Source organism: Brevundimonas diminuta, assembly GCF_039673845.1.
Classification (GTDB): Bacteria; Pseudomonadota; Alphaproteobacteria; order Caulobacterales; family Caulobacteraceae; genus Brevundimonas; species Brevundimonas diminuta_E.
On sequence record NZ_JBDJMK010000013.1, the window covers coordinates 1 to 11,984 of the forward strand.

At 65.5% G+C, this 11,984-nt stretch carries 8 protein-coding genes and 1 tRNA gene; 4 read left to right on the plus strand and 5 right to left on the minus strand.

The window, feature by feature from the left end; genetic code table 11:
- Positions 1 to 550: 550 nt before the first annotated feature.
- Complete coding sequence (locus tag ABE454_RS14515; RefSeq protein ID WP_318629909.1) at positions 551 to 973, minus strand: hypothetical protein; 423 nt, start codon at positions 971 to 973, stop codon at positions 551 to 553.
- Between the two features lie 1,229 nt (positions 974 to 2,202).
- Positions 2,203 to 3,567 (minus strand): hypothetical protein, encoded by a 1,365-nt coding sequence (locus ABE454_RS14520; protein ID WP_346532771.1) that lies wholly within the window; start codon positions 3,565 to 3,567, stop codon positions 2,203 to 2,205.
- Positions 3,568 to 3,637: 70 nt separating this feature from the next.
- Here ABE454_RS14520 and ABE454_RS14525 point away from each other — a divergent pair, with 70 nt between their 5' ends.
- Positions 3,638 to 4,072, plus strand: a complete 435-nt coding sequence (locus ABE454_RS14525; RefSeq protein ID WP_346532772.1) for a hypothetical protein — start codon at positions 3,638 to 3,640, stop codon at positions 4,070 to 4,072.
- Between the two features lie 623 nt (positions 4,073 to 4,695).
- On the opposite strand, the gene ABE454_RS14530 is transcribed toward ABE454_RS14525, so the two are convergent.
- Positions 4,696 to 4,772: transfer RNA gene (locus ABE454_RS14530), tRNA-Met, on the minus strand.
- Between the two features lie 193 nt (positions 4,773 to 4,965).
- Between ABE454_RS14530 and ABE454_RS14535 the strand changes: the two genes are divergently transcribed.
- The 3 genes from ABE454_RS14535 to ABE454_RS14545 all read left to right on the plus strand — a co-directional run bounded on the left by ABE454_RS14535 (position 4,966) and on the right by ABE454_RS14545 (position 9,907).
- A complete protein-coding gene (locus ABE454_RS14535; protein ID WP_346532773.1) occupies positions 4,966 to 6,198 on the plus strand; it encodes a PQQ-dependent sugar dehydrogenase in 1,233 nt (410 codons plus the stop codon).
- A 293-nt stretch (positions 6,199 to 6,491) separates the two neighbouring features.
- The gene (locus tag ABE454_RS14540; protein WP_346532774.1) at positions 6,492 to 7,697 is read left to right on the plus strand and encodes an acetyl-CoA C-acetyltransferase; all 1,206 of its coding nucleotides are present in this window, start codon (positions 6,492 to 6,494) and stop codon (positions 7,695 to 7,697) included.
- 17 nt (positions 7,698 to 7,714) lie between these two features.
- The gene (locus tag ABE454_RS14545; RefSeq protein ID WP_346532900.1) at positions 7,715 to 9,907 is read left to right on the plus strand and encodes a 3-hydroxyacyl-CoA dehydrogenase NAD-binding domain-containing protein; all 2,193 of its coding nucleotides are present in this window, start codon (positions 7,715 to 7,717) and stop codon (positions 9,905 to 9,907) included.
- Between the two features lie 242 nt (positions 9,908 to 10,149).
- Here ABE454_RS14545 and ABE454_RS14550 read toward each other — a convergent pair whose 3' ends face one another.
- Together ABE454_RS14550 and ABE454_RS14555 are read right to left on the minus strand one after the other, a co-directional pair.
- Positions 10,150 to 10,965, minus strand: coding sequence for a TIGR02186 family protein (locus tag ABE454_RS14550; protein WP_346532775.1), 816 nt, complete (start codon positions 10,963 to 10,965; stop codon positions 10,150 to 10,152).
- Positions 10,965 to 11,888: a sulfite exporter TauE/SafE family protein gene (locus ABE454_RS14555; protein ID WP_346532777.1), complete on the minus strand. Its 924-nt coding sequence runs from the start codon at positions 11,886 to 11,888 to the stop codon at positions 10,965 to 10,967. The genes ABE454_RS14550 and ABE454_RS14555 overlap by 1 nt, the downstream gene beginning before the upstream one ends.
- Positions 11,889 to 11,984 lie beyond the last annotated feature (96 nt).

Consider the following 11,984-nt stretch of genomic DNA (forward strand, 5'->3'; position numbering starts at 1 on the left):
CACCCTGAACGAAGCGGCTCATAATCCACCTCCTGCTGGCCTCAGGAGGCTACCCTAATTCGCTCGGACAGAAGGTGTTTTCACACAGCCTCGACCCGTTGCGGACGTTCGCAGAAGCGTCCACTCATTCAGAATGGCGATCCATTCTCATCTCTTCAGTGCTGGATTAGCACTCCTGCTTTCAGCGCCTAGCGTGATTGCTCGTGAGACCGGCCCCCAAGTTCCGATAGCTGCAGGCCCTCTGGAAAGCATCATCGAGGTAGTCCGCGCGGCAGACAGATGTGGGATTACTCAGCTTAGAATTCAGCTGGAAAACGCGTCTTCTGTTAGCCAACGAGCCCGGCTGTTTCTGGCGAGTTCGCCTGAGGAGGAATCCGAAGCCTACGCATGCCTGAGCGATTGGGCGGCATCGCAATGGCGTCGACTTAACTTAGATCGATCAGCGTCGGCCATCCTCCAACGTAACGACTTAGACTAGCTTCCATAACAACACGGAGGCTACAGCTTCCCCCCTTTAAGCGAACTTCGCTTCACGACCCATAGGCGACATTCAGAAGTAGGCGAGACTACCGCCCCCCATCGCGATAATGGATACGGCGTTACCGTCGTTGTTGAAGCCTCCCTGCCAGCCTTCGTAACCAGAGGAATTATTAAGTAAATCGAGGCGAAGGCCGTTCGAAAACAACAGGCACAGGTCGGCGGTAACGCGGTCCACTGTCGCAGAGGACACTGTTGCGCCGGTGAGGAGATCGTTCGCTTTGGTTGCGGCATCGACCGGAGCCGGCAAGCCAAATCCCTGTCCGTCGTCCTCGTCCGTAAGCGCGATGCCGTCGGTTGACACCAACCTCCAGTGACAACCAACGGCCAAGCCCACATTGTCACGGAAATCGAACGCCCAATCGGCCTCGCGTCGTTCGACGCGGCAGGACCGACCAACAATCGCTGCTTCAAAGGCGAGTGCGAGATCGTCCATGCCGCGTCTCCAGAAGGGAGCGGCAGGGTATCGCCTGATACGTCCGCTATCCACCCTTAGCTGACATTTAGCGAGCCCGCTTCGGCGCCAGGTGGCACGGCCGCAGTCTCCCAAACCTATCGAAGCGTCAGCCTATGTGGGTCTAAAGCTGCAGTCCGCCCATAAGAACTTCATATTACTGATTTCATTAGAGAAAACAGTTATGGTTGGAGGCGAGATCGAACCGCCGACCTGTGGATTATGAAGCCGCCGTGCCAGACCCCTTAGGCGATTGTTCTCCCTCGCTCATTTCGCGGCCCTTGGGCGATGCTCCGGGACTATTCCGGGACAGCGCCGCAAGCGCGGCTTTCACGTCGTCCTCGATCGCGTGGGCGTAAACCATGATCAACTTGATGTCCGCATGGCCCAGGAGGCGCTGGGCCAGACGCAGGTTGCCAGTCTCCCTAAGGATCATGCCGCTGTGATGGCGCAGATCGGGGATGCCTCTCAGGCCCTTGCTCGCCGCAGGGTGCGCCAGCTCTCCGAATTACCGTGATGCACAGTGCGCCGTGTTCCGCGCTGATCCCGGACGGGTGGGCTGAGCCTGTCCCGTCCGCCACCCTTCGGTCAGAGCCCTTCGATGAGCGGGATTGGATGGCGTTCGGGGTGGCGCAGACCGGCGCCCTCGGGACAGCCAATTGGCGGACGGCCGGTATGATCGGGATCGTGCGCGCCTGCGAGGCCAGGGACGCGGAGGCCGTCGACCGAATGGGGCGGCCGTGGCGGGCTCGTCTCAGGCCGGGCTAGATCAGCCGCCGTATTCTGCAAACGCAAAGCCAGCCCAGACGAACACGGCGAGGCCAGCCAAAAGGGCCGCCGCGCCCGCGCCGAGCAGCACCTTGAGAGCAATGGACTTCATCCGCCTTCTCCAGCTCGTGGCTAAGGGCTGGCATTCATCCTGACGGTCGACGTTACGGCTATGTGACTTGAGGACGCGTCGAGCCCTCAGGCTCCGCTACTCGCCCTGTCGCCCTAACCGGGTGGCGGGGCTTTCTGCGTTTCTGGGGTCGATGAGGTTAGACACTCGCCCGGAGAACCCGATGGGCATCAGGTCCGGCGGTTCCGAGGTGGACACCCATAAGTGAATGTATTTGCATACAAAGCGGGCTGCTGGCGGGGCGCCGCCAGCCTGTCTGTGATTGTCTGGAAGAGCCGTCACGCCTGGGGTGATGGGCCGACGCGATCGCTGATTAGCGCCCAGCCTTGCGGCGTCGGACAAAGATCTTGATCACGCTGTTGACGCCCAGAAAGGCCACCAGGCCCGCCGGCGCCAGGATCAGGCGATAGGATAACAGGGCCAGGGCCATGGCCAGAACCAGGATCACCAACTGGTTCAGTCGCATCCAGCCGATAGGCCACAGCTCCATGTCGCGAAGCCGGCCACGCGCGACCCGATTGGTCACGCCAAGCTCGGCGGCGAGCGCCGGTGAATGCTCTAACGAGAACGCTTGCGCCACCCGCGCCGTCGAACGCAGCAGGCCCCAGCTGACCGCCACCGCCGCCAGGGCGGTGAAGGCATAGACCAGGATCCCGACGCCCGTCTGCGGATTGGCGGCCACCTTCATCGCGGGCTCGAACAACCAGTCGGCCGCGTCCTGTAAAATCGTGGTCAGGCTGCTGGTCTCAACGATGTGGGCCAGTCGCCCGCCGTCTTGAAACATGAAAGCAAACACGTTCGGCGAAGTGGGATCACGCAGATAGGCATTCTGGATCACCATCAGCAGACAACCAACCGCGACCGTGAAGCTGAGGCAGATGAAGGCGGTGAAGAAGGGCGAGAAGATCCGAAAGCCGCCCCGATCGTCCTCCTTGGCGGGCATGGCGGCCAGCGTCCATCCGCGTCGTCGGTTGGCCGTGACGCCGCACATGAAGGCGACGAAGAACAAGCCCGACAGGCAGGTGGCGAAGGCGACTGCCGTGGCGATCCCGGCGACCAGCACATAGCCGACGAAGCTGAAGGCCAGGAGGGGGTATTTCGATACCGTTGAGCCCTCGTAGAGCGAGGCCACCGACCAATCGAACTCGCGGACCGGGTCGGCCAGGGTCACGCCGGTCAAGGTCGCGGGATAAAGAATCGGTTCGGCCACGACGCCCCACCAATCAGTCATGACGAACAGCATGACGCAAATAAAGATGATGAAAAACAGCAGGAAGCAGCCTCGATGGACCTTGCGCCAACGCTCCAGCACCGCCTCGCCGGGCACCCGGGCGAACGCGGCGTCGCGGATCATCCCGGCGGCGCTGAGCGCCTGAATGGTCTCGGGCATGGCGACCCAGACCCGCACCGCGAACACAGCCATGAACGGCAGGACCGCCACGCTATAGAGCGACCAGTTCAGCGCGAAGAGGTAGCCAACCTCCTTGACGCCCTCGACCCCAACCTGGGCGCCATCTTTCAGGACGCCATTGAATGGCGTCGACCAGACGCCCAGCGGCAAGGAGGCGAGCACCAGCAGGAACATGGCGAGCGCGACGTAGGCCCAGACCAGGTGCAGATTGTCTCCGGCCCAGACCAGCGCTCCTCCCGCTCCACGCACGTCCGTGTCGGTCGTCATGCAGCTTACCTCCCCATTCGTCGAAAAATGAAATAACATTGATTTGCGATAGGTTGAACCGGAGACATTCATGAGGGGAACGGCGATCGGCGTCCTCGCGGCCGGCCTGGTCATGGCCGTCGGTCCTGCGGCTCAGGCGATGGACCCGCGCTGCCAGGATGTGCTGGCGGGGGCGGCTCCGACCTTCGACGACGCCAGCCACCGCAATTGGTACGCTCGGTTCTGGACCGGCCGGTGCTCGGGGGTGCTGTTCTGCCAGCCCGGGTCGCCGAACTGGCGCGAGGTCATTGATCGCGCAGCGGCAGAGGGCGACGCGGCCACCCTGACCGCCACCTGCCGTCTGGGTCGACGCTTGGGCCATGAATGGGCGCGCGATAACGGCGTGCGTCGCATCGATACCAACGACCTGCGCCGGTATCATCAGACCCTGAACGGCTCGACCCCGTTTCGCACCGGACTGGCCGAGGTGGCGCGCCAGGTCGAGGCTCGCCTGACGGCTAGGTAGCGCTCCGCCCAGAATGAGAATCGGCGAACGGCGACGGCAGTCTCAGCCTGAGCGGGCGAGTCGTCCGCCGGCGGGCCGGGATCAGCCGCCGTGCGCCGACATGGCGAAACCGCCCCGGATCATCAGGGCCAGGCCGGCCAGGAGAACCGCCGCGCCCACGCCGATCACCACTTTGAGAGCCAAGGATCTCATCCGCGCTCTCCGGCCTCGGCGCGGGTAAGCGCCCGCATCTCCTGCTGCGATCCGACGTGGCTCACCATGTCCCGATGGCTCAAGTGATCGCGCAAAGCCGGCCATGTAGCGCGCACGGCCGACAAGACCTGGACCTAATGATCGGTCTCAACAGTGATCAGGCCGGGCGCCAGGTCGGGGTCGCCGCCAGCGGCGGCGGCCATGGCGTCGAGCGTGTTGTCTAGTTGGCCTTGGCATCGTGGTGCGGCGGTGTAGCTGAGTCAGCCAAGTGAGAGAATCGCCGCCAGGCCCAGAACATCACCAGAACATCCTCCGGGACCATTCCGGGACCTCACTCCCGGAGCGGCCGGTTTGGTCCCTAAATGTTCTCGCGACGGGGAGTCGTCCCCATTTTGGGGAGCCCATCCAAGCCTTGATTTCAAGGAAATCCGTGGTGGTTGGAGGCGGGATCGAACCGCCGACCTGTGGGTTATGAATCCACCGCTCTAACCATCTGAGCTACCCAACCCCACACGGGAGTTTCGCGCGGAGCCGCAGAGGCCCTGGGCGCGAGAGGGGTGCGTATATCGCCGCCTTCTCTCCGGTTCAAGCCGCTTCGATGCGGATTTCGTGCGGGACCATCGGTCGCGGCGCCTTTCGGCTCGCATAAAGCGCCATGAGGCTGCATCCTCGCCGTCTCAACACGCTGTTCAGGAGCCGCCATGCGCCTCGCCCTCTTCGCCGTTTCCGCCGCCGCCCTGACCCTCGCCGCCTGCGGCGCCAATGGACAGGATGAGGCGCAGTCAGCCGCCGCCACGGGCGCGCCGGTCGAGACGCGCCCGCCCAACAACCCGGATCAGAAGCCCGCGCACGAAGGCCAGACGCGCGCCCCTTCGGTCAGCACCACCGTCGCCCTGCAGCACGCTGTCGTGGCCGAGGGGCTGGAGCATCCGTGGGGGCTGACCCAGTTGCCGGACGGTCAGTGGCTGGTGACGGAGCGTCCGGGCCGGATGCGCGTGGTCAGCGCCGACGGCAAGATCGGCGCCCCGATCAGCGGCTTGCCCGCCGTGGCGGCGCGCGGTCAGGGCGGCCTGCTGGACGTGATCCTGAGCCCGACCTTCGCGCAGGACCGCATGATCTACTGGTCCTACGCCCAGCCGCGAAACGGCGGCAACGGCACGGCCGTGGCGCGCGGCCGCCTGTCGGACGATCTGAGCCGCGTCGAGAACGTGCAGGTCGTCTTTCAGGTCAAGGACACCTATGACGGGGATAAGCATTTCGGCTCCTCCCTGGTCTTCGGCCCGGACGGCAAGCTGTACATCACCATCGGCGAGCGCTCGGACAAGCCGATGCGGCCGACGTCGCAGAGCCTGGCCTCGCACCACGGCAAGGTCATCCGCATCAACGCCGACGGCTCGGTCCCGTCCGACAATCCCTTCGTCGGCCGCGAGGGCGCCCTGCCCGAGATCTGGTCCTATGGCCACCGCAACCCGCAGGGCATCGCCGTCCAGCCGGGCACGGGCGCGGTCTGGAGCATCGAACACGGCGCGCGCGGCGGCGATGAGCTGAACCTGGAAAAGGCCGGCGCCAACTACGGCTGGCCTGGCGCCGCCTATGGCATCGAATACAGCGGCGAGGCCATCGAAGGCGCCTCGACGACGAAGGAAGGCACGGTCCAGCCGGTCTATTACTGGGATCCGGTGATCGCGCCGGGCGGCATGGTCTTCTACGACGGCGCCATGTTCCCCGACTGGAAGGGCGACGCCCTGATCGGCGGCCTGGCCAGCAAACACCTGGTGCGACTGGTGCTGCGCGACGGACGGGTGGTCGGCGAAGAGCGCCTGCTGACCGGTCTGGGCGAACGGATCCGCGACGTGGCCGTGGCGCCCGACGGCGCCGTCTGGGTCATTACGGATGAGGAGAACGGCAAGCTGGTGCGACTGGCGCGCCGCTGAGACTGAACCGCCGGGGCGGGGCGCATGAAGCGGCCCGCCCTTTTCACATCTGGAGACCTCACGCGCCTTGTTACTTGACGTTGACGTAAACGTCGGCTTTCTAACGACCTGAGTTTCAATTCCAGACGCGATGATCGGAGCCGTCCGCCCACCGCTTCTCAACCAAGACGCCCACCGTCCCTGATGCAGCGAGGCGCCGCGCGCCGAACGACAGGGACACAAAAAACCCCGTCCCTCATGCAGTTCGCTGCCGCGCAGCGAACGATAGGGACACAACAAGAGAGAGACGCTCCATGGCCGACGCCTACATCTACGACGCCGTGCGCACCCCGCGCGGCAAGGGCAAGAAGGATGGCAGCCTGCACGAGATCACGGCCCTGAGCCTTGCGGCCCAGGTCCTTGAGGCGCTGCGCGACCGCAACGGTCTGGACACCTCCAAGGTCGACGACGTCATGCTGGGCGTGGTGTCCCCGGTCGGCGAACAGGGCGCGGACATCGCCCGCACCGCCGTCCTGACGGCGGGCTGGAGCCAGGAGACGGCAGGCTATCAGCTGAACCGTTTCTGCGCCTCGGGCCTCGAGGCCGTGAACGTGGCCGCCGCCAAGGTGAAGTCGGGCGAAGCGGGCATGGCCGTCGGCGGCGGCGTCGAGGCCATGAGCCGGGTGCCGATGGGTTCCGACGGCGGCGCCTGGCCGACCGACCCGTCCTCGGCCTTCCCGAGCTATTTCGTGCCGCAGGGCGTCTCGGCCGACATGATCGCCACCAAATACGGCTTCAGCCGCGACGACGTGGACGCCTATTCGGTCGAAAGCCACAAGCGCGCCGCCAAATCCTGGGCCGAGGGCCGCTTCGGCAAGTCGGTCATCGCGATCAAGAACCAGCTCGGCCTCGTCCAGCTGGATCGTGATGAAACCGTTCGTCCGAACACGGACATGCAGACGCTGGCGGGCCTGAACCCCTCGTTCGCCATGATGGGCGGCATGGGCTTCGACGCTGTGATCGGCCAGCGCTACCCCGAGGTCGCCAGCGTCAATCACGTCCACACCCCCGGCAACTCGTCCGGCATCGTCGACGGTGCCGCGGGCATCCTGATCGGCACCAAGGAGATGGGCGAAGCGCTGGGCCTGAAGCCGCGCGCCAAAATCCTGGGCGGCGCCTCGATCGGCTCCGAGCCGTCGATCATGCTGACCGGCCCCGAGCCCGTGACCCGCAAACTGCTGGGCAAGCTGGGCATGCAGCCGGGCGACATCGACCTGTATGAACTGAACGAGGCCTTCGCGGCCGTGGTGCTGCGCTACATGCAGGCGCTCGACATTCCGCACGACAAGATCAACGTCTGCGGCGGCGCCATCGCCATGGGCCACCCGCTGGGCGCCACCGGCGCCATGATCCTGGGCACGGTGCTGGACGAGCTGGAGCGCTCGAACAAGTCCACCGCCCTGGCCACCCTCTGCATCGGCGCCGGCATGGGCACCGCCACCGTCATCGAACGCGTCTGATCCGGGAGCATATGACCATGGAAAACTTCAAGATCGACATCGACGCCGACGGCATCGCCACAGTCGCCTTCGACGTGCCGGGCCGTTCGATGAACACCCTGACCAGCGCCGTGATCGCCGAGATCCCGGCTCTGGTCGAAAAGATCAAGACCGACGACGCCATCAAGGGCGTGGTCATCACCTCGGGCAAGCCGACCGGCTTCTGCGCCGGGGCCGATCTGGGCGACATGGCCTCGGGCATGCTGGCCGGCGGCGGCGACCTGCAGAAGGCGTTCGACACCGGTTGGGCGCTGAACGGCGCCTTCCGCGCGCTGGAAACCTCGGGCAAGCCGGTGGCGGCGGCCATCAACGGTCTGGCGCTGGGCGGCGGGCTGGAGTTCACCCTGGCCTGCCACTATCGCGTCGTCGAGAACGACCCGAAGATCCAGCTGGGCCTTCCCGAGATCAAGGTCGGCCTCTTCCCCGGCGGCGGCGGCACCCAGCGCCTGACGCGCCTGATCGGCGTGCAGAACGCCCTGATGCAGATGGCCGAGGGCAAGTCCTGGCGCCCGAACGACGCCAAGGGCGCGGGCGTCGTCCATGAAGTGGTCGAGAAGGGCCAGTCGGTCGAGGCCGCCAAGGCCTGGATCAAGAACGGCGGCAAGGCCGTCCAGCCGTGGGACGATCCCAAGTTCAAGATCCCCGGCGGCGGCCCGCACCATCCTGCGGGCATGCAGGTCTTCGTCATGGGCAACGCCATGCTGCGCAAGCAGTCCTACGGCAACTACCCGGCCGTGCTGAACATGATGAAGGCCGTCTATGAAGGCGTGCAGGTGCCGATCGAGGCGGGCCTGCGCATCGAGACGCGCTACTTCATCAAGACCCTGATGACGCCGCAGGCCCAGGCCATGATCCGCAGCCTGTTCCTGTCCAAGCAGGAACTGGACAAGGGCGCCGTGCGCCCGGCGGGCGTGCCCAAGTCCGACCCGAAGAAGGTCACCGTCCTGGGCGCCGGCATGATGGGCGCGGGCGTGGCCTATGTTCAGGTCATGGCCGGCATCGAGACCGTGCTGATCGACCAGACGCAGGAAGCCGCCGACAAGGGCAAGGCCCACGTCGAGGAACTGCTGAAGAAGCGCCTGTCGCGCGGTCAGATGACGCAGGAGAAGTTCGACGCCACCCTGGCCCTGGTCACGGCGACGACGGACTATGACCTGATCAAGGGCTCGGATCTGGTCATCGAGGCCGTGTTCGAAAACCGCGAGATCAAGGCCGACGTCACCAGGCGCGCCGAGGCCCAGCTGGCTGAAGGCGCCGTGTTCGGCTCCAACACCTCAACCCTGCCGATCACCGGCCTGGCCGAGGCCAGCGTGCGGCCGGAAGACTTCATCGGCATCCACTTCTTCTCGCCCGTCGACAAGATGATGCTGGTCGAGATCATCATGGGCGAAAAGACCGGCGACGCGGCCCTGGCCAAGGCGCTGGACTATGTCCTGAAGATCAGGAAGACGCCGATCGTCGTCAACGACAGCCGCGGCTTCTACACCTCGCGCTGCTTCTCGACCTTCCTGATGGAAGGCATGGCCATGCTGGAAGAGGGCTATTCGCCCGTGCTGATCGACAACGTCGGCCGCATGACCGGCATGCCGCGCGGCCCGCTGGAGATGCACGACGACGTGGCCCTGGACCTGTCGTACAAGATCGCCAAACAGACCCGCGAAGATCTGGGCGACAAATACGTCCCGACCGAAGGCGAAAAGATCGTCGCCACCATGGTCGAGCAGGGCCGCTATGGCCGCAAGAACGGCAAGGGCTTCTACGACTACGATCAGAAGCCCAAGGTCATCTGGCCGGGTCTGGCCGAACTGGCCCCGACCACCAAGGGCGACGCCTTCGGCGAAAGCCCCGAGGCGCTGGCCGGCATCGACGAGCTGAAGACCCGCCTGCTGTATCGTCAGGCGGTGGAAGTGGCCCGTTGCTGGGAAGAGGGCGTCATCGACGACCCGCGCGAAGGCGACCTGGGCGCCATTCTGGGCTGGGGCTTTGCGCCCTGGACCGGCGGCCCCATCACCTTCATCGACCAGACCGGCCTGAAGGCCTTCGTGGCCAAGGCCGACGAACTGGCCGCCAAATACGGCGACCGCTTCAAGGTCCCGCAGCTTCTGCGTGACATGGCCGCCAAGAACGAAACCTTCTACGGCCGCTTCGCGCCAGAGAAGAAGGCGGCCTGAGGCAAGGCTTCAGACTGAAACGGAAAGGGCGGCCTTCGCGGGCCGCCCTTTTTTGTTGGCGCTACGCTCGCGACGCGGTTGCTCGCTGCTTGAGCGCAGCCCCCACCCCCGCTCATCCCGGCAGACGCCGGGATCCAGTCCTTTGGCTGCATCCGCGCGCGTGGAAGCCTTGGCCTTCTTCAAAGGCAGAGCACATGGCTCTCACTGGATCCCGGCGTCCGCCGGGATGAGCGGGAAAGGGATTATCTACTCCTGAACACCCGCGACGCCGCATAGCCCGTCATCGCCGCCAGCAGCACGCACAGGACGCCATAGCTCCACGGGCGGCGGTGGGCGAACTCATAGATGTCGCGCTCCAGCCCCACCTTCTCGACGGTCAGTGTCAGGTTGGACACCGACACCGGCGCCCCTTCCTGAAACAGCCAGACCTCGGCGTAATACTTCCCCGTCGGCGCCACGGCGGGCAGTTTGACCTCGGCGCGGAACAGGCCCCGGTCGACGAACTCCACCCCCTTGGGATCGGTATCATAGAGGGCCGCCGCCTCCTTCAGCCGGATCACGGCGCGGCGCCAGTCCAGATAGTCCTCGCCCAGGCGACTGATGACCACGTCGCGCACGCCGTAGCGGGTAACGGTGCGGGCCTCTTCCGGCGCGTCGATGCGCAGGTGGTCGACTCCCACCCCCAGACGGCGCAGCTGGCCGAAATCGGCGATATCGCTGAGCGGCCGCGTCGAGGCGGTCATGTAGAAACCGGGCGCGCCCTCGAACAGCACCGGGCGGCTGTTCAGCCAGACCCCCATGTTGCGCGTCTTCTTGACCAGACGCACCGGCGCATCCGGCCCGCGCACCACCACCACCACATCAGCAGGCGTATCGGTCGGATTGAACACCGCGCCGTAAAGCACGATGGACGCGCCCTTGAACCCGGAGTCCACGTCCACCCGCGTATCGGTCAGGGCGGCGGCGACCCGCACATCCTGCGTCGTTCCGGCCGAGCGTTCGATGATGATCTCGGGTGCGGCGGCAGGCGGCGGTTCGAGCGGCAGAACCTGAAACATCAGTCCGCCACCCCCGGCGCCAGCAGGAACAGATCGCCGGGCCGCACGAACAGCTCCAGCCCCATCTGGATGCCGACCAGCAGCACGATCAGACCCAGCGCCGCACGCATTTCCTCAGCCCGGAACTTGCCCGACAGCCGCGCGCCGTACTGCGCCCCCACTACGCCGCCCAGCAGCAGTATGGTCGACAGGACAATGTCCACCGTCTGGTTGCGTCCGGCCTGCAGAATCGTGGTGATGGCCGTGGTGATGATGATCTGGAACAGGCTGGTGCCGACCACCACGCTGGCCTTCATCCGCAACACATAGAGCATGGCCGGCACCAGGATGAAGCCGCCGCCCACCCCCATGATGGCCGACAGAATCCCTGCGAACACGCCCAGTCCGAACGGGGGAATGGCGCTGATATAGAGGCCCGAGCGCGGGAACCGCATCCTGAACGGCAGGCCGTACAGCCACATGGGGCGACGGCGCTCCTTGCGCGGCGGCGTCTCGCCCCGGACCCGATGCAGGATCTGCGTCAGGCTTTCGTACAGCATCATGCAGCCGATGGAGCCCAGGAACAGCAGATAGGACAGGGCCACCACCAGGTCGGCCTGACCCAGCAGACGCAGGTAGCGGAACAGCTCAACACCGGCGAAGGCGCCCAGCGCCCCGCCCACGGCCATGATGCCGCCGATGCGGTAATCGACCGCCTTCATGCCGGAATAGCGGATGACGCCCGAGGTCGAGGAGGCGACGACGTGGCTGGCCTGGCTGGCCACCGCCACCGTCGGCGGGATGCCCAGAAACACCAGCACGGGCGCCATCAGGAAGCCGCCGCCAATGCCGAACAGGCCGGACACGAATCCGACCAGCGCCCCCAGCATGACCAGGAGCGGCCAGTTCACCGAGACTTCGGCGATCGGCAGGTAAATATCCACGACACGCGCCTTCGGCTGGAAGGACAGGCAATCAGCGCCGGAAAGGCGACTAGGCTTCCGGTCTTAGCGGCCCCTGCGTCGAACCGCCACCCCGGT